Annotated in this window: 16 protein-coding genes; 11 read left to right on the top strand and 5 right to left on the bottom strand. The window is 37.1% G+C overall.

The genetic code is table 11. From position 1 onward, the window contains the following. The first annotated feature begins 27 nt into the window (after positions 1–27). Positions 28–1,071, top strand: a complete 1,044-nt coding sequence (locus MHH70_RS05980; protein WP_342472812.1) for an Rpn family recombination-promoting nuclease/putative transposase — start codon at positions 28–30, stop codon at positions 1,069–1,071. Positions 1,072–1,732: 661 nt separating this feature from the next. Here the strand turns inward: MHH70_RS05980 and MHH70_RS05975 are convergent. Genes MHH70_RS05975 through MHH70_RS05965 form a run of 3 tightly spaced genes read right to left on the bottom strand, consistent with a single transcriptional unit; the run spans position 1,733 to position 4,724 of the window. After that, the gene (locus tag MHH70_RS05975; protein ID WP_342472811.1) at positions 1,733–3,814 is read right to left on the bottom strand and encodes a hypothetical protein; all 2,082 of its coding nucleotides are present in this window, start codon (positions 3,812–3,814) and stop codon (positions 1,733–1,735) included. A 14-nt stretch (positions 3,815–3,828) separates the two neighbouring features. After that, entirely contained in the window at positions 3,829–4,248 is a 420-nt protein-coding gene (locus MHH70_RS05970) for a hypothetical protein (RefSeq protein WP_342472810.1), read from the bottom strand. Further along, positions 4,245–4,724: a hypothetical protein gene (locus MHH70_RS05965; RefSeq protein ID WP_342472809.1), complete on the bottom strand. Its 480-nt coding sequence runs from the start codon at positions 4,722–4,724 to the stop codon at positions 4,245–4,247. Before MHH70_RS05965 ends, MHH70_RS05970 begins: the two co-directional genes overlap by 4 nt. 517 nt (positions 4,725–5,241) lie before the next feature. Here MHH70_RS05965 and MHH70_RS05960 point away from each other — a divergent pair. The 10 genes from MHH70_RS05960 to MHH70_RS05915 all read left to right on the top strand — a co-directional run bounded on the left by MHH70_RS05960 (position 5,242) and on the right by MHH70_RS05915 (position 15,412). Then, positions 5,242–6,534, top strand: a complete 1,293-nt coding sequence (locus MHH70_RS05960; protein WP_342472808.1) for a VanW family protein — start codon at positions 5,242–5,244, stop codon at positions 6,532–6,534. Positions 6,535–6,552: 18 nt separating this feature from the next. Then, positions 6,553–8,223, top strand: a complete 1,671-nt coding sequence (locus MHH70_RS05955) for an ATPase, T2SS/T4P/T4SS family (protein WP_066171180.1) — start codon at positions 6,553–6,555, stop codon at positions 8,221–8,223. A gap of 12 nt (positions 8,224–8,235) precedes the next feature. Beyond that, positions 8,236–9,279, top strand: coding sequence for a type IV pilus twitching motility protein PilT (locus MHH70_RS05950; RefSeq protein ID WP_107942337.1), 1,044 nt, complete (start codon positions 8,236–8,238; stop codon positions 9,277–9,279). Then, complete coding sequence (locus MHH70_RS05945; protein ID WP_342472807.1) at positions 9,276–10,481, top strand: type II secretion system F family protein; 1,206 nt, start codon at positions 9,276–9,278, stop codon at positions 10,479–10,481. Before MHH70_RS05950 ends, MHH70_RS05945 begins: the two co-directional genes overlap by 4 nt. A gap of 100 nt (positions 10,482–10,581) precedes the next feature. Beyond that, positions 10,582–11,019, top strand: coding sequence for a prepilin-type N-terminal cleavage/methylation domain-containing protein (locus tag MHH70_RS05940; protein ID WP_342472806.1), 438 nt, complete (start codon positions 10,582–10,584; stop codon positions 11,017–11,019). Positions 11,020–11,470: 451 nt separating this feature from the next. Beyond that, a complete protein-coding gene (gene pilM / locus MHH70_RS05935) occupies positions 11,471–12,448 on the top strand; it encodes a pilus assembly protein PilM (protein ID WP_342472805.1) in 978 nt (325 codons plus the stop codon). Further along, on the top strand, positions 12,445–13,044 hold the full coding sequence (locus MHH70_RS05930; protein WP_342472804.1) for a hypothetical protein: 600 nt from the start codon (positions 12,445–12,447) through the stop codon (positions 13,042–13,044). The genes pilM and MHH70_RS05930 overlap by 4 nt, the downstream gene beginning before the upstream one ends. After that, the gene (locus MHH70_RS05925) at positions 13,044–13,730 is read left to right on the top strand and encodes a potassium transporter (RefSeq protein WP_342472803.1); all 687 of its coding nucleotides are present in this window, start codon (positions 13,044–13,046) and stop codon (positions 13,728–13,730) included. The genes MHH70_RS05930 and MHH70_RS05925 overlap by 1 nt, the downstream gene beginning before the upstream one ends. 169 nt (positions 13,731–13,899) lie before the next feature. Continuing rightward, positions 13,900–14,655 (top strand): prepilin peptidase, encoded by a 756-nt coding sequence (locus tag MHH70_RS05920; protein ID WP_342472802.1) that lies wholly within the window; start codon positions 13,900–13,902, stop codon positions 14,653–14,655. Positions 14,656–14,719: 64 nt separating this feature from the next. Beyond that, positions 14,720–15,412 (top strand): gamma-glutamyl-gamma-aminobutyrate hydrolase family protein, encoded by a 693-nt coding sequence (locus MHH70_RS05915; protein WP_107942343.1) that lies wholly within the window; start codon positions 14,720–14,722, stop codon positions 15,410–15,412. A gap of 226 nt (positions 15,413–15,638) precedes the next feature. On the opposite strand, the gene MHH70_RS05910 is transcribed toward MHH70_RS05915, so the two are convergent. Continuing rightward, positions 15,639–16,976, bottom strand: coding sequence for an MFS transporter (locus MHH70_RS05910; protein ID WP_066171158.1), 1,338 nt, complete (start codon positions 16,974–16,976; stop codon positions 15,639–15,641). A 573-nt stretch (positions 16,977–17,549) separates the two neighbouring features. Further along, on the bottom strand, positions 17,550–18,353 hold the full coding sequence (locus MHH70_RS05905; protein WP_342472800.1) for an IclR family transcriptional regulator: 804 nt from the start codon (positions 18,351–18,353) through the stop codon (positions 17,550–17,552). Positions 18,354–18,528 lie beyond the last annotated feature (175 nt).

The following is an 18,528-nucleotide window of genomic DNA, read 5'->3' as shown; positions in this document are numbered from 1 at the left end:
AATAATAAAAAACAAAGGAGGCCAGCAATGAATAAACGAGCACTTTTGAAAATTCCGTTGATGAAGTTAATGGATTTAAAGATTGACTATGCGTTTAAACAATTGTTTGGCAATGAAAAAAATAAAGAAATCACCGTTGTGTTTTTAAACGCAATACTTAAGCGTACAGGTCGAGATGTTGTGCAAGATCTTACCTTTCAAAATGTAGAACTTGCAGGTGAATATGAGGAAGATAAGCAGTCACGGCTAGACTTATTAGTTAAAACAAATAACAATGAGTGGATTAACGTCGAAATTCAATTTACGAACCAATACGATATGGTGAAACGTTCTATCTATTATTGGTCAAAAGTATATACGAAACCACTAAAGAAAAAAATGGCATATAAACGACTAACGCCTGTCATTGCAATTAATATTATGAATTTTGATTTATTCAATGAAACGGAACAATTTCATACGACATACCATTTATATGAAGATACCGAAAAAACATTATTAACGGATGTCATGGAATTTCATTTCATTGAGATACCCAAACTACTGAGAGACTGGAAAGAGCAAAAACTTGACCCATGGAATGATGTACTAGCAAGATGGTTACTTCTATTAGGGGTAGTCAATCATCGGAAAGAGAAGGAAATATATGAGGACATTTATAAAGAGCTGGAGGTGATTGCAATGAGAGATGAGCAATTATTTGATGCACTAACTCAGTGGAGAGAACTAAGCTTAACAGATGCGCAATACCATGCCTACGAGGGACGCTTAAAACATATTTTAGATGAGGAAGCTGCAATAGAAGAGGCGAAAATGCGCGAACAAGAGGCGATGGAAAAAGGTATTGAAATAGGTAGAGAAGAAGGTATGGAAATAGGCAAAGAAGAAGGAGCGACAAATGCCCTCTTTGAGACAGCGCTACAGCTACTTCAAAATCGTTTTGCAGCAATCCCAACTGAAGTAGTGGAGAGTATTGGACGGATGAATGCTGAAAATTTGCAGCTATTGATTATAAATAGTACTACATTTACTAGTATTGAGGATGTTGAGCAATACCTTAAATCGTTGTGAAGCACCTTATTTGAGCGAAATGATTGTGGTAATTATGTGCTATGTTAGCCTAGTGGGGAAAACTTCGTTTAACGAATCGGCGATACTTTGTTTATAAAGGGAACATAAAACTAATTTTAGATGAAGCTGCAACCATTGCTTAAGTTAAGTTATGCGGATGAGAGGGAAGGGCAATAGGTACAAATTCAAAAAAACCTACTATTGCACGACATACACGGTAAATAGTCAGTTTTCAGAAGATTTTTTAGAAAGCTGGCTTTTGTGCTGTTTTGTCGTTCAACATGTAGATTGGTAAGTTTAGTAGATCCATAGAGAGTTTCACTGGATATGGTAAAAAAATCATTTTCATTTGCTTTTTCAGTTCGACTTAAACAGATTACATTGTTTTGTTATCTCAGTAGTACAAGTTGATTCATCTAGAAAATGTAGCTTGCTTAATAGGAGAAAAATATATTTAAAATAGGGCTGGAAATCAAATAATACAAAACATAGAGGCTGGGACATAACTCTATTATTTCTAAAAATGTCGAAAATAGATAACAACTTTTTCGCTTCAAAGAGTTAAATAGTCCTTTTTAAATCAAAAAAATGTCAGACCGCAACCTACTTGGTCTAACATTTTTTCTTTTTGTCCCAGCCTCTCAATGTATAATTTATATGCTTAAATTTCTTTTTGTGTCCCAGGAATAATCAAATTATTATCAACTTTAAAGTTGGCATTTGATATTTTACCGAAGCCATCTAAATTCAATTTAGATTTGTCGAAATGATGTATGATATTGCCGTTAGTAACCTTGAAGCTTTTTAGAGCAACGGCACCATGTATAGTAATACCCCCAGAATATTCAAGATTTGCATTTGGACCTAGAATTACTACTTGCCGTTCTAAAGTTCCTAGTTGAGAACCACCAGAAGAAATAAGCTTTTGATTTCCCCCCATAATAATATTTCCGAATATTTTACCTGAGCCTGTTAATTCAATATCTGCTTGCTTGGTAAAGATATTGCTCTGGATTTCTGAAGAGCCGCCAATTAACAATTTATTTGCCCCTGCAAAATAAATTGTAGTATCGTAGGGATTTCGTTCATTTGAAATTTTTACATTATTTAATTGCAATTGGTCACGGACAAGTATATTAAGTTTTCCTTCTCCTTGAATGTAAAGATGGCCGTTATAATTACCAGAAGCTAGTAGATTATCAATAACTAGTGTTTTTGTTTTTGTTTCATCATTTCCAAGGTTAATTGTTAAAGTTCGATTACTAGTAAGTGTAATATTATGAATATAAGTACTATCAGTAATATCAATGCTTCCATTAGTTCCACCGCTTAAATTAATATCACTAATTTGATTATATGAAGATGGGTCTACTGTTAAAAAGTTTGGCACAGATGGGAGAGATGCATTTGTATAGGTTTGTCCATTACAATTTGCACCTTGATATTCAGGTGAATTTATTTTATTTTGAAATAAATCAGATAATATATTGTTGTAATTACTATAATTCGGTGATAATATCGTATCCCTTAAAGAGTTAAATTGTTCATTTGAGATGTTAGGGTTATTATTTTTATTATCGCTGTTATTATTATAGGAAATATTCCTAGTTGAATATCTTGCACTACCTAGACGTACATCTCCCCAATTTACACTTGTGATTTCATTTCTAGAAAAAACTGAGCCGGAAATATTTGCAGTTTGGTTATTTGAAAACTTATTATCAGAGTATAAAAAGCCGGAGATGCTTGAAGCCGTGTTTAATGTAATATTTCCATTGGAAAGCGTATTTCCTCTGATTGTAAGTCTACCACCACTGTTGGCTAGGATATTATTTCCCGCAACAACATCCTTATTATATGTTCCGCCACTTTTAAATTCGATATTTCCGATAGCTATAATATCACCTTGTACACCTTGAGTTGTATTATTAAAAGTAATATTATTCCCTGAAATTATATTTTTATAAAAATAACCGTTAGTGTTAACTTGTATATTTCCTCCAGCTATCACATTTCCACGAATGTGATGGGTGCTGTCGAAAGTTATAGACTTTGGTGTATAGATATTAGTAAATTGCCCTGTTTTTACAATTATATCATCCTTTAAAGAAACGATATCAGGAGAATTGGAGTTACTTGAATTATAGTCATTCCCGGTAGTGATAGATTCCGCTAAAATACCGTAGCAAAAATTAGGTAGGTCTTCTTCCGCATCACCACTAGAATCATCCGGTACTAAATTAGGAATAGCTAGTTCAAATCTTTGGGAAACTGTTCTAGAAATATTATCAATTACCCCGGTAGATTCGATAATATAGGCGTTATCTCCATCCATTTTAATACTAATATACACTTCTGGCTCTTCAGCTTCATTGTTTATTCTGGCATAATTTTTGTAGAATGATTTCTCTTCCTCTAAGGAAATCGAATCTAATTTGTCTTCATAAGCACCGATAATAATTTCTATTCTTTCTTCGAATTCAAGTGTTTTGTTATCTTTTTCATCTATTATTTCATTCAGTAAGTTATTTAGTTTTTGTGATATTTCAACCCTCTTTTCATTCAATCCAGCCTCCGCAATATAGTAAACAGATTGGTCAGTGCGTTCATGTTGAGTAGTTTTAAATGTATTTGAAGTAATGGTCATTAATGATAAGCCTAACACAGATATGAGAACAATTAGTAATAATGCAACAACGAATACATAACCCTTTTCGTTAACTGCATATTTTTCACTTTTCATATTAATTCTCCTTTTTATTTTCTAATAGATAGTTCTGCAACAAAATCTTTTCCATGTTCATTCATAATTTTGATTTTTACAATATCCTCTTCTCTATTAGCGTAGAAGTTTTGAATATTAGTAAATTTGGGTATCCCGTTTTCGGTAATTTGATTATTTGTTTCATCAAATGTATAATGCAAAATTCCAATAAATAGTTCGGTTTCAGAAGGAGTTTTTACACTGTCAGGTTCAGTAGTTTTCCGAATTTCTTTTGTTAAAACTTTTAGTGCATACGCGGCATCGTTAATTTCCATATTTGTACTCGATTGTTTTTGATAAATATCAGAGCTACGCGAGAAAATAGTCATTAATATAATAGAAATTATTGAAATAAGTATTATTGCTGCCAAAATCTCAACCAATGTTAAGCCTGCTTCTCTTTCATTTTTCATGGAGTAGTCCTCCATTCGTAAATATTAAACATTGTTGCTTTTAAATTTGAACCGGTGCATGAATTTACTTCCCCTTTTTTACAAACGGATATTGTAAAGTGAGTTAAGTTTTTACCTAAGTCATTGTGAATAACAAGATTATAATCAAAGGGTTCATCATCTATGATTTTAGTGAAGTTAGTTTGGTTAATCGCTTCATAATCATGATTAAGGATTGCATTATAAATTTTCTCAGATTTAACTGCAGGCTCCTCATTTTTATTCAATATATTGTTTTGAGTTATATTGTAAAATAATTCCATTTCTCTTTGTGCATAATACGTCGCATCAAACATTGTACTTGATGTTTTTGTTGTTTTTGCTGTGTTGATAAAAAATGCGAAAAAGCTTAGTAGAATGATTGTTAAAATAATGATAGAAGCGACTACCTCTACTAATGATAAGCCTTGCTCGTTATTTATAACTTTTTTTAGCATTTGATCACAGCCTTTCAACTTTATCACTTTTCAATTACAATTTACTAATTTAGCCCTAGTTGCTTTCATATAAAAAAAGGGTATTTAATAATTAGGGATATAATTTAATTCTTTTTTATTAGAAGTAAATTGAAATAGGTTATTATGCTTATTTTAACCTAGAAATTAAATGAAAAAAAGCTTTATAATAAATATATTAGCTACTTTATTCGTTATCGCTAGACAAGATGTGACTATTTATTCCGAATAAATTAGGTTTCAATTAATTTATTTGAATCTATTATATAGGTATATTTTCGTCTTTTTAATAGAAAAGTGAAGTGTTGATATTATTTTTTTGAAAAAAATAATGTAAAAGTCATGAAAAGTATTTTAATTTATTGAAAATAGGTCGAATAGTATATACAAAGGGGCTATTACTAGTGTATTCTAAAGGCAATAGATGGTAGGAGAAAATTGTCTTTGAAAAATAAGTGAGGTGTTATGTGTGAGGATTAGTTTAAAAGTATGCCTTCTCGTGACTTCAGTAGTTCTTCTTATCTATATGATTTATCCTACTAATTTATCCTACGCTGATTCAAATAGTGGACAATCCACAATCGGTGGAATAGTAGTAGATGATTTGAAAACGGATGATATTAGAGAAAAGGTGCAGGAAGCGGTCAATCAATGGACGAGTGAGCCGATTATCGTGTCGGGTGCTGGTACAACGCTTAGCTTCAATGCGGCAGCCATTCATTTTGATGTTGACAGCACAATTGTCACATTCGAGCAAATGACGAAAAAATCGTGGTTTTCATTTTGGAAGCCAAAGCGCATCGTACAGCTACCGCTACAAATTACGGTAAATGAAGCGTTGATGGCAGAAATTGAAAAAGTGAAAGTTTGGGAAGCTGATTCTACCTATCATAAGGTATTGGCACAGGCCACTAATTTGGCCTCTCATGAAATAGAAGCGGACGTTAAAAATTTAAACGCATATGACATTGAGCGTATCGCATTAGAAATTCAACCAATTCCAGAAGCGGCGGCGGGTCTATCTGATTTAGTACAAGCAATAAATGAGCAGATGGTTATACCAGGACAACCCTTTTCTTTAGTGGAAGCATTAGGAGAAGAGAAAGACCGTGCTAATGGTGAAGCGTTAAATTTCATTGCATCGATGCTTTATAGCATTGCGTTAAAAACGAATAGTGAGATTTATGAAAGAGCATCCCAAAATAGCATACCCTCCTATTTGGAACCGGGCATAGAGGCGGCTATAACACGTAACGGTTCAAAGGATTTGAAATTTTTAAATACAACGGATTATGCAATAGAGTTAAAAATGACGCTTGAAGGCGACAATTTAAAAGCAGAGGCTTACGGTCCTAAAAATAGTCAAAATGTTGGTGTGCAAGTAACGAGAGATTACGAAATTTCTCCACGTGTTATTACACGCTATTCCAAAAATTTACCTGTAGGACAGGAGCAGCTTATCGAGGAAGGACGAGCAGGCTTGCGTGTTTCCGTAATGCGCTATAGCGCGGATGAGCCAGAGGGGGAGCTTATTAGTAAAGATTATTATGCACCAGCACATCGCGTTATTTTAAAGTCGACAAAGCAGCCGGAAGCTACATCAACTTCGGTGGACTATTCAGAGCAGAGCCCGGGGCAATCTTTGAGAGAAAAGCCGAAGCTTGATTTGAATGGCGATGGTTTAGCTGATTATGATAATGGGATAGGGCAACTCCCCACATTGCCACAGGATGAAAAGGATTTACCAGCAGGTAGCTATTACGATAAAGGAGGCAATTTAGTTACGCCTTAGAGGGAGGAAGAGTATAGCGTGAAGGGAACAGCTAGAAAACGTCTTGGAGATTTACTTGTCGAAGCAGGGGTTATTACAGATGAACAATTGAATCATGCACTCGAAACGAAAAATCGTGATGAGAAGCTTGGCGACTTCCTTATTAAAGAAAACTTTTTGACAGAGCAGCAATTAATTGAAGTGCTTGAATTTCAATTAGGTATTCCGCATATTCATCTAAATCAGTATGCTATAGAGCCGGAATTAATCAAGCTTGTGCCTGCTGAATTAGCAAAGCGCGCGAGCATTATGCCAATTCGACGTGATAAAAATAAATTGTTTATCGCGATGGCAGACCCGATGGATTATTTTGCAATCGAAGAAGTGCGCATGGCGACAGGCTGTCAAATTGAAGTGAGTATTGCCGCAAAAGACGATTTGTATCGCACAATTACAAAATATTATGATTTGCAGGAGTCGATGGAAGCAGCATTATCTGACTTAGGAGATGCAACGACACGCGCGGAGGCGCAGCAGGAAATTACAGATGATGATTCGCCTATCGTACGTCTCGTTAACCAAATTATTGCTAACGGTGTTGCACAGCGCGCCTCAGATATTCATTTTGACCCACATGAAACGGAATTTCGCGTGCGCTATCGTGTAGACGGCGTATTACGGACAGAGCGCTCTTTACCAAAGCATATGCAAAATATTATTACTGCTCGTATTAAAATCATGGGCAACTTAAATATTACAGAAAACCGTATACCGCAGGATGGTCGCATTAAAATTCAAGTGAATTTTAAGCCCGTTGATATTCGTTTATCAACGCTTCCGGGAATTTACGGTGAAAAAATCGTGATGCGTTTGCTTGATTTAAGCAATGCACCAACTGATATTGATCAAATTGGTTTTACAGAGCAAAACGAAGCGCTTTTCCGCTCAATGATACAACGTCCAAATGGTATTGTTTTAATTACTGGTCCTACAGGTTCAGGGAAATCCAGCACATTATATGCTGCTCTTTCTAATTTGAATGATGAGGCAGTCAATATTATTACAGTGGAAGACCCAGTGGAATATCAGCTTGCAGGTATTAACCAAGTGCAAGTGAAAGAGGAAGTAGGACTCACTTTTGCAACAGGTCTTCGTTCGATTTTACGTCAAGATCCCGATATCGTGATGATTGGGGAAATACGAGATTTTGAAACAGCACAAATTGCGGTACGTGCTTCTTTAACAGGTCACTTGGTGCTTAGCACATTGCACACAAATAGCGCAGTTGAGTCTATTTCACGCTTGAAGGATATGGGGATTGAGCCGTTTTTAATCTCTTCCTCATTAGTTGGTGTGATGGCACAGCGTTTAGTGCGCAGAGTGTGTCGTGATTGCAAGCAGACGGTTGAAGCAACAGCGCGTGAAAAAGCCATTTTTGCAGAAAACGGTTTAACTGTAGAAACAGTTGCACGTGGACGCGGCTGCCCATCTTGTAGCAATACAGGCTACAGGGGGCGTATGGCGATTCATGAGCTACTTTTAGTAGACCGTCAACTAAAGGAGCATATTTTAAACAGTCAAAATGTAAGTGTCATAGCAAATTATATGAAGGAAAAGGGCTATAACACATTGCTGAAGGACGGCTTACTAAAGGTGCTGGAAGGTGTAACAACAACTGAGGAAGTGCTACGAGTAGCAACTGTAGAGTAGGGGAGTGAGACGATGACACACTCAATTCGAGAATTATTAATGCATGCTTATGAGCAAAAGGCATCCGATTTACATTTAACTGTCGGTATTCCACCAATGTATCGTATTGACGGCAAGCTAGCTCCTTACGGTAATGACATGATTACACATGAGCAATTAAATACGATGGTTCAGGAACTAATTCCAAACCATAAGGCGCAGGAATATAAGGATAAGGGGGAAACGGATTTTAATTATTCGTTAGAAAGCCTCTGCCGATTTCGTGTGAATGCATATCATCAACGCAATACAAGTGCTGTTGCAGCTCGTTTAATTTCAAGTGAAATCCCAACAATCGACTCTTTAAATATGCCGAGTGTACTGTTCGATTTGGCGGACAAGCCTCAAGGTTTGATTTTAGTAACAGGTCCTACAGGCTCCGGGAAATCAACAACTTTAGCAGCAATGATTGACTATATTAATACGAATAAAGCGAAGCATATTATTACGCTTGAAGACCCGATTGAGTATTTGCATACACATAAAAAATCAGTCGTCAATCAACGCGAAGTCGGTGTGGATACGGAAAGCTTCGCAAACGGCTTACGTGCATCATTACGTCAAGACCCTGATATTATTTTAGTCGGGGAGATGCGTGACTTAGAAACGATTTCAACAGCCATTACAGCAGCAGAAACTGGGCATCTCGTTTTTGGCACATTGCATACATCAAGTGCTCCAACGACGATTGACCGTATTATTGACGTATTTCCACCGCATCAGCAGGGACAAATACGCATTCAGCTAGCTAATGTTTTACAAGGTATTATTTCCCAACGTCTATTTGTGCGCAAAGGTAAAAAGGGGCGTGTGGCAGCAACGGAAATACTTGTTGCAATTCCCGCTGTGACAAATTTAATTCGCAATGAGAAAATTCATCAAATTCCAAGTGTGATGCAAACGAATCGAGCACTTGGCATGCATACGCTGGAAACGTCAATCCAAGGGCTTGTGTCCGCTGGGCAAATTGCGTTGGAGGATGCGCGTCCATTTATGAATGTAGGTGAATACATTTGACTGTTTTTAAGTATACAGGTCGCACCTCAGCAGGTGTCACGAAAAAGGGCACAATTGAGGCGGCAAATCAAAATGCAGCCATTGCCAAACTGCGTGAGCGTGGCATTAATCCACGTGAGATTAGCGAATCTTCAAGTATCATGCATATGGAGATTAATATTGGTGCTAAAGTAAAAAACCAAGATTTTGTTATTTACTGTAGGCAATTTGCGACATTAATACGCGCGGGTGTTTCAATTGTAGAGGCAACAAATATTTTGGCTCGTCAATCCACTTCAAAGCCGTTAAAAAGAGCGCTAGAGCAAGTGGAGGATGATGTGCGCTCAGGTATCGCCTTCTCAGGGGCTGTGAGCAAGCATCCGAAAGTATTTCCAGAGCTATTCATCAATATGATGCGCTCTGGGGAAGCAACAGGGAATATTGATAGCACGCTTGAACGCTTAGCTAATATGTTTGAAAAGCAATACAATTTGAAGAAAAAAGTGCAATCGACGTTAGCTTACCCAGCCGTTTTAACTGTTTTAATTATCGTCGTTGTCGCATTTCTACTTATTGTCATTGTCCCAAGCTTTGTTACATCCTTTGAAGAAATGGGTGCAGAGCTACCGACAATTACAGTGATTACTGTCGCCTTTAGTGCATGGCTCCAAAAGTTTTGGTGGCTTGTTTTACTTGTCGTCATTGTAGCAATTGCTGTATTCGCTTATTTATTCAAAAATAATAAGCAATTTCATTTTACTGTTCATTACATGCTATTGAAAATGCCACTTTTCGGGCCATTGCTTCAAAAAACAGCTATCGCGCGTTTAATGCGTACACTGGCATCACTTTTTAGCGCAGCAGTGCCTATCTTACAAGCATTAACGATTTCTGAAAAGGTAAGTGGTAACCCCGTCGTCGGAAAAGTGATGCTTGATGCAAGAGCTAGCCTCGAGCGCGGAAGTACACTATCAGAGCCGCTTGAGCAAAGCTGGATTTTCCCACCGATGGTCACGAGTATGACGCAAATCGGTGAAACGACAGGCTCACTTGACTTTATGCTTGAGAAAATTGCCGACTTTTACGAGGAAGAGGTTGACCGTTCAGTCGACACATTAAAATCATTGATTGAACCATTAATGATTGTTTTTTTAGCCGCCGCGGTAGGCATTATAGTGGCAGCCATCTTTATGCCAATGTTTAGCCTTTACGAACAAATGTAAAGGCAATGGACGTTTTGCAAGGAGGTGAACTAAGGTGCAACAAACGTCCGAGCAAAAGCAAAACACTACCCAATATATTGAAAAACAAGGAGGAAATAATATGTTTCAAACACTAAAAAAACGTATTAAAAACGAGAAAGGTTTAACACTAATTGAGCTATTAGCAGTAATTGTTATTTTAGCGATTGTTGCTGCAATTGCTGTTCCGGCGATTGGGAATATTATTGCTAAGTCACAGGACCGTGCTATTTTAGCAGAAGCATCAAATATTTTATCAGGTGCAAAAATTGCTCATACAGATGGTGTATGTGAAGATACTAGTGGTACAGTAACTTGTGATGCAGATGATCTAAAAGGTTTTGTAGACGGGATTGATTTAACAGGTGTATCAGTAAGTTATGATAATACAGATTGGTCAATCACTTATGCAAAATTAACAGAAATTAAACTAACTGACTATCAGGTAGGTAGTCCAGCTACAGAAACAGCAATTAATACAGCATTGAAAAATGCAGGTGGTTCAGTGACAACACCATAATTAACCCCTCATCGAACACCTAACCTAGCAATAGTTTAGGTGTTCCATTGAAGGATTAATTGATGCATTTATTGAAATTGAATCATTAGAGCAAGTCTGTTGATTATGTAAATAATATATATTAATTATCGTGTTCTATAGGGGGAAATGCTTTTCTACTAGCCATACACTCGTTGATTGTAGTGAAGGGGGCGACTCCATCGGATCAGAGGTAGGGAGGCTAAAATCGCCGCGTCCTGCGGCAACGCCTCCATGACCAACTTCGTGTTGGCCTCGAGCTGAAAATCCATTTATTTCGGCATTCGCCGAAATAAATTAGTTGAAGCCGCACCTCGAGGAAAGCGTCACACGTAACGGAAATCAACGAATTGCTAGGCATTCTCTATAAAATAAAGGCTAATCAACACGCTTGTCATCTTAGCATAGAACGCACAAAAAGGAGCTGCACCATATGTTCAAATTTAAAAAGAAGTCACATGTAGCAATGGAACTAAATGATTACATATTGCGTGTGCTCGTAAAAAAAGGTGAGCAGGTAACGCAATGGGAAACATATGATATTTTGCTTGCACAAGGAATTGTTCAGGAGGGCGTTATCGTAGATGAGGTAGCGCTCTACAAAATTATTAAAGAGAATCTAGCATTGTTTGGTGGGAAGAAGCAGCTTGTACGCACATTTGTGCCGGATACATCTGTTTTATTAAAGACGTTCGAGCATCCGGACGATGTGGCTGGTAGTAAGCTGAAGCCTTATGTACAAATGGAGCTAGGGCGTACAGTGCATTTGCCGTTTCATGAGCCATTAATTGATGTTTATGACCCGATTGAAGGGGACGGGCAGGCGACATTGTTTGCAGCGCCTTCAGAGGAAGTGACGAAGCTTGTTAATTTATTGTTAGATGCACCACTCACGCCAGAGGCTATTGATATTCGGGCACTATGTCATTTGAGATTACTAGAAAAAATGGAGCAATTACAAAATAATAAAACATATATGATTACGAATTGGTTGATTAACGAATTAACGGTTTGTATTTATTCGAATGGACATGTTGATTTTTTACGCTTCCAAACAATCGACACAGATTTGACAAAATGGCATGGGGTAGTTGATAGTCAAAATGAAGTGACGTTCTCCTATACAGGGGAGGAAGATGACTATCGAATGCTCCTTATCGACCGTGTAATGGAGCTTGACCGAATTATGAATTTCTTTAGGTTCTCTCTGCATAAAGGTGAAAAAATGATTGATGAAATTATAGTTATGGGCGATAATCCATGGCTTCCTGTTATCAGTGAGCTAATTGCTGAAAGCTTGCCGATAGCGCTTAAAATAGTTGATGATAAAGCGATTCAGCAACATTATCCGAATATGAAAGGCAAATATACGGCGCTTATGGGACTTGCTTTGAAGGAGGTACAGACATGATACCAGATATAAATCTGTTACCTCACGTTAGTAGAACCGAATCAAATTTTAAAATTTTTTATAGCATTTTAGCAATCGCTACGTTGCTTCTATTAAGTTTAATTGTATGGCAGTCTTTTGCGACACAGGCAGAAGTTACAAAGCTTACGAACGAGCAGCAAGCACTGCAAGCGCAAAGAGACCAGCTTCAAAATGATTATAATGCGCTGCTAAATGCGAATACTGGCTCTATAGAACAGGCGGTTATATTTGTTGAAAAAGTATCTTACCCTGTATCGCCTTTAGTTGATGAGGTGCGTGCATTACTGCTACCGAACAGCTATTTACGTAACTACATGTTTGGTGAGGAGAAAGTAACTGTTAGAGCTGATTTTGAAACATTTACAGACATTTCAAAATATGTGGCACTACTAGAGCAAAGCGAATATTTTAATGATGTTCAGCTAGGTACGATTGCAGATTTCGAAGTGAATCCAAGTGGTGCTAATGATACGATTAATGAAAATGAAGTGGATTTTGGCAGCGTATCTCGCTACTCTGTTCAAATCGAGCTATATATTGATAAAATATATTTAGCTAACGGGGGTGTTCAGTAATGTTTAGCAATAAAAATTCAGCCCCAATTTTGTTGACAGCGCTTATCGCACTGATTTTGTTCGCAAGCTATTATTATTTTGTTTTACCAAAAAAGCAGGAGGCAGAGCGTTTGAACAGCTCTGTATCTAGTCTTCAGCAGGAAATTACAAGCTTACAATCGCAAATTGCGCTGAAGCAAAATGAAGAGAGAAAAGCTCCAGAAAACCTTTTTGCACTGCAAAAGAAAGTGCCAGCGCATAAAGATATTGTGAATTTATTATTAAATATGGAAGAAATCGAATTGCTATCCACATCTAAAATTACAGGAATGCAATTTAATAATTATGATGCTTTAGTAAGTGAGTCTGAGCTACAGGACCCAATTGATACAGAAGCTGACTCAGCAACAGAAGAACAAGCGACTGAGGAGTTACCAACCTCTTCAATTGCTAAAGAAACATTGCCACCAGAGCTGCAAATGGTCACATTTAATATTGAATTAGAATCGAAGAATGAGGCGGATTTGACTATATTTTTGAAAGAATTAGAGTCCTTGCAGCGTGTTATTCGGGTTGATCAAATTGATTTACAGGTTCCCGGAGAAGCGGATTTAGTAGAAGATGGTACACCTAAAACAGTTTCTGCTACAATACAAGCAACAACATTCTATTATGATTCAGCAGAAAACTCCTACCACTATAAATAATTTGATGAATGCTTCATTGTTTTTGATACAGCGAGCGGTTGTACTCTTGCTGTATCAAAATAAAGCCTCCGGCGGATGTCACAGATTTTGAGGAGGAGTTTTCGAGCAAGCTCGAAAAAATCTGGACCAATTATACCAAGGCGTAATTGGTTATGTAGGTGAGTAAATAATGACAATCACATATACCATATTTTCTTTTTTACTAGGGCTTATACTCGGCTCTTTTTATAATGTTGTAGGCTTACGTATTCCAAAAAATGAATCCATTGTTTATCCAGGCTCTCATTGTACAAATTGTCACCGCTCATTAACTGCTATAGATTTAGTGCCAGTACTTTCTTATATTTTATTGCGCGGGAAATGTCGTACATGTAAAGTGCGCATTTCCCCAATATATATGATTATGGAGCTTCTAACAGGGCTCTTTTTTGCCTTGTCCTATTGGCAGCTTGGGCTTTCGTTAGAGCTTATTGTTGCTTGGCTTTTTATTTCGTTACTCATTATTATTACAGTGTCAGATATTGCTTATATGTTAATACCAAACAAAATATTATTGTTCTTTTTACCTTTATTAGTATTAGGACGAGTTCTTTCATCTTTAGAGCCTTGGTGGGATAGCTTGCTCGGTGCAGCAATTGGCTTTGGAGTTTTGCTACTCATTGCAGTTGTTTCCAAAGGAGGCATGGGCGGGGGCGATATAAAGCTATTTTTCGTTATAGGGCTTGTTCTTGGTACAGTTAATACATTATTAACATTATTTTTAGCAGCAGTTATCGGCATGATTGTCGGTCTTGTCATTCTTAAAAGACAAAATAAAGGTCGCAAAACCCCCATTCCATTTGGGCCATCTATTGCATTGGCAGCTATTATCGTCTACTTTTTTGGTGATAGCATGATGGATTGGTATATAAATTTATTCCTCTAGCGTTGCTAACAATAAATAATTAGCATACTATAATACTAATTACTTAGAAGTGGAGGGAATATTTATGAAGCCAATTATTGCACTGACAATGCATACAGGAGATAAGAAGCTCGAAATTAATGAAACATACATACAATCGGTAGAGCTAGCTGGGGGAATACCTTTATGCATCCCACATCTTGCCGCACAGGATGTAGAGGCAGTATTAAATAAAGTAGATGGCTTGCTATTAATTGGAGGACATGATGTGAATCCTTACTTATACGCACAGGAGCCTCATGAAAAGCTAGGTATGTTCCATACGAAGCGAGATAATAGTGATTTAGCGATTTTACAAAGTGCCTTAACTAGAAAAATGCCAATACTTGCGATTTGTCGTGGACATCAAGTATTGAATGTGGCATTTGGTGGTACGTTGATTCAAGATATTCCATCACAATGGGAGCAGCCTATTGCCCATGTGCAAACTTCTATAAGAGATGAGGCAACACACACCGTCAAAATTCAGGGTGAGCAATTGCGTGGAATTTTTGGGGCAGAACAAATTCGAACAAACTCCTTCCATCATCAAGCAATCGACCAACTAGGTGAGGGGTTAGTAGCTGCTGGTACGGCACTGGATGGTGTCAATGAGGCAGTCGAACATAGTGAGCACCCATTTTGCATCGGTGTACAATGGCATCCAGAGGCAATGGCTCCATCTGGAGATGCGCACTCCATTAAACTTTTTAAAGCTTTCATTGAAGCATGTAAATAATAGAATTTATAAATCATCAAATGGGTCGTCTGAAAAATCATTTTGAGACGGCTCGTTTTGTGATGAGGATAGTGACAATTTATTGTGGCTACCGCAGAAGTAAATGTTTTTTGCCGAAAGCGGAGTGTCAGGTATAAGCATATTTAGAGAAGATTTAATATAGAAGTAAGGGGCTGTCGAAAAAATATATACTTTTCGAACAGCCCCTATTTATCGTTTAATTCAATTATTCGTCAGTATTACCAGCCTCAGTTAATGATAAAGTTTTTGTTTCAGGAGCCCACGCTACAGAAACAACTAGACCGATAACTAAAATAACCGTTAAGCAAAGCATTGTATTTTGTACACCTATATTTGCCATGCTCATTGGAAGTAAGAAAGTACTTGCTGCTGAGCCAAGTCGACTAATAGAAGTAGCAAAGCCTACCCCAGAAGAGCGAATATCCGTAGGGAAGCTTTCCGCAGGGAATACCCCTACTAAATTACTTACCGCTGATAAAATTAAAGTAAATATAGAGAAGGCGATAATCATTAAAACAGTTAAATTACTCGGTAAAATACTTAATAAGCCAAGTGCAATAATTAGTACAACGAACGAAGAAATTAAGAATCCACGTCTAGTAAATTTAATTGTGAACCAAATACCTAATAATGCACCAATAATTAGTAAACCATTTAATAATAAGTCAACGCCAAAGCCTTGCTGCAAGCCAATTTCATCTAAAATAATTGGTAAGAATGTATAAATAGCAAAGTAAGGCATTACTAAACATACCCAAAAAATACTATTAAATAATGTACGTTTTATCATATCTTTATGGAATAATGCCATAAAACCTTTTTTCTCTCCGACATGCTCTGTTTGGTCATCTAAAATAACGTTTGGACCAAAATGCTTTTGAACAATTTGTAAAGCCTCTTCATGTCGCCCCTTACTTGCTAGCCATCTCGGAGATTCTGGTGTACCCATACGTGCAAATAAAATAATTAATGCTGGAATAGCAGAAGAAGCAAGCATCCATTTCCAAGCATCTGGAGAAGCGCTTGTCGCATAAATACCGACAATATTTGCTGCTACGTAACCGAATGTCCAAATAACACTAAACGAACCTAATAAAGGACCGCGATATTTACGCGGTGAAATTTCAGCTAATAATGTATGTCCTACACTGTAATCACCGCCTAGGCCAATACCGATTAAAATGCGGTAAATTACTAATTCTGTTGGAGTTTCAGCGAAAAATTGTAAGACCGATGCAACTGTAATTAAAATAAAGCTAAGCACAAATATTTTTTGTCTTCCGATATGGTCAGAAATCCAGCCTAAAATAAGACTCCCTAAAAAAAGGCCGAATAAAGCTGAACTACCAATTAAGCCAATCCAAAAAGAAGATAACTCCATTTGAGGTGCTAAAAGTGTAAGTGCAAATCCAACAATCCCTAAAATGTATCCATCTGTAAAGTGAGCACCAAAAGTTAATCCTGCAATTTTAATATGAAATTTATTTAATGGTACATCATCGAGCTTAATCTGCTTTGTGTTGTTTATAGTTGTCGTACCCATAGAACGGTAATCCCCCATCTCTTTTGTCATTTTGTCTGTAATGTTTAACCTTTTTCAGCAAAGGTCTTTCATCTCTATAGGTGACGAGATGAATACTAGTATTAAACTGACACCTACAGAAAGAAGTTAGCCTCCGACGAATGTCACAGATTTTGAAAAGAGGCCTGCATAATGTAGGTCAGTTAACCGTTGTCACAGGACGTGACGGCTTGAGTTAACTTGCACTAAGCAAGCTTGAAAAAATCTGAATGCCATTACACCGGGGTGAAATTGATTTAAACGTAGAGGAAAGATATTAATTTCGTTCTTATTGTGAACAAATAATTCATAATGCGAATATTTAAAATATATTTGATGTTCACGTCATTGTCAATTGTTTTTTGAAAACGTTCTCTAAATGAGGAATATTCAGAAAAATAAAAAACCACCCAGAAAGTTAATCTTTCTGGGCAGTCAAAGCTTTTAGATTAACATAATGTTAATCACTCAGTTTAATAAACGCATCCATTTTGCCACCAATAAAGGTGGGGGACTACTGTCCATATACCTTTTGCCTTGCTATCGGCACAAAAATCATTTGCCGAAAGAAGTTAAATTTTGCTCTATTTCCTTTGCCGCTTGAAGTAAAGTCCCCTTTAAATTCAATAAATCCTCCTTCGTTAATCTAAAGCCAGGGCCTCCAATCGTAATAAATGCTACTAAGTTTTGATGCGTGTCGAATATTGGAGCAGACATGGCATTTTCATTTTCACCATATTCACCAATTGAAAGACCTACTTTGTTATGGCGTGTCCAATTAATTTGTTCTATCAGTTGCGCTTTGTCTGTAATGGTGTGCGTGGTTTTTGCAATTAACTCCTTACTTAAATATTGTTCTAACTCATTTTCTGAAAATGTACTCAGCAGTACTTTGCCGTTTGACGTGCAATGATGGAGCGGGGTGATTGTATTTGTGTAGTCCACTAGTCGAACGCTTTGTGATGGGTCGAGCTGATTGATTGTGTATATCCCATCCATTTTAGGGACGCTTAAAATCACTGTTTCATCAATGGTATCTCGCAATGCTTCTAAAGTGTTTTTTGCTCGATGAATTAATGAATTATACGGATTATTTTGCATCGCTAGTCGGTAAAATAAAAAGCCAAGACGATAGCCATTTGTCATAGGGTCTTTTTCAACTAAGCCCTCATTTTCTAAGCTTCCAATCAAGCGCCATACAGTTGTTCGATTTAATCCGCAGCTCGCTACTAAGTCCTTTAAAGATATTGGACTCTTACTTTCTCCTATAAGCTTTAATAGCATCAATGCTCGGTCAACTGCTTGAACAGTTGAACCATCCCTACTATTTTTGTTTGTCGATAAAGTATTTGTATTCATAACTTTATTATACCTATTTCAATTTAAAACATCTAGCAATTGAAAAGAGTAGAGTCAATATCAATTACGCCTCGGCGTAATTGGTCCAGATTTTTTCAAGCTTGCTTGAAAACCCCCCTTCAAAATCTGTGACATCCGCCAGAGGCTTTAACTTCTTCCAGAGGGTGTTTGGACA

The sequence above is a fragment of the Metasolibacillus sp. FSL H7-0170 genome, assembly GCF_038593115.1.
Taxonomy (GTDB): domain Bacteria; phylum Bacillota; class Bacilli; order Bacillales_A; family Planococcaceae; genus Metasolibacillus; species Metasolibacillus fluoroglycofenilyticus.
The sequence above is the reverse complement of the archived record's forward strand: the minus strand, read 5'-3'. Positions and strand labels throughout refer to the sequence as shown.

Coding starts and splice junctions, on each gene's coding strand:
- MHH70_RS05980 (WP_342472812.1), top strand. CDS start 28: ATGAATAAACGAGCACTTTTGAAAATTCCGTTGATGAAGTTAATGGAT.
- MHH70_RS05975 (WP_342472811.1), bottom strand. CDS start 3,814: ATGAAAAGTGAAAAATATGCAGTTAACGAAAAGGGTTATGTATTCGTT.
- MHH70_RS05970 (WP_342472810.1), bottom strand. CDS start 4,248: ATGAAAAATGAAAGAGAAGCAGGCTTAACATTGGTTGAGATTTTGGCA.
- MHH70_RS05965 (WP_342472809.1), bottom strand. CDS start 4,724: ATGCTAAAAAAAGTTATAAATAACGAGCAAGGCTTATCATTAGTAGAG.
- MHH70_RS05950 (WP_107942337.1), top strand. CDS start 8,236: ATGACACACTCAATTCGAGAATTATTAATGCATGCTTATGAGCAAAAG.
- MHH70_RS05940 (WP_342472806.1), top strand. CDS start 10,582: ATGTTTCAAACACTAAAAAAACGTATTAAAAACGAGAAAGGTTTAACA.
- pilM (WP_342472805.1), top strand. CDS start 11,471: ATGTTCAAATTTAAAAAGAAGTCACATGTAGCAATGGAACTAAATGAT.
- MHH70_RS05930 (WP_342472804.1), top strand. CDS start 12,445: ATGATACCAGATATAAATCTGTTACCTCACGTTAGTAGAACCGAATCA.
- MHH70_RS05925 (WP_342472803.1), top strand. CDS start 13,044: ATGTTTAGCAATAAAAATTCAGCCCCAATTTTGTTGACAGCGCTTATC.
- MHH70_RS05920 (WP_342472802.1), top strand. CDS start 13,900: ATGACAATCACATATACCATATTTTCTTTTTTACTAGGGCTTATACTC.
- MHH70_RS05915 (WP_107942343.1), top strand. CDS start 14,720: ATGAAGCCAATTATTGCACTGACAATGCATACAGGAGATAAGAAGCTC.
- MHH70_RS05910 (WP_066171158.1), bottom strand. CDS start 16,976: ATGGGTACGACAACTATAAACAACACAAAGCAGATTAAGCTCGATGAT.
- MHH70_RS05905 (WP_342472800.1), bottom strand. CDS start 18,353: ATGAATACAAATACTTTATCGACAAACAAAAATAGTAGGGATGGTTCA.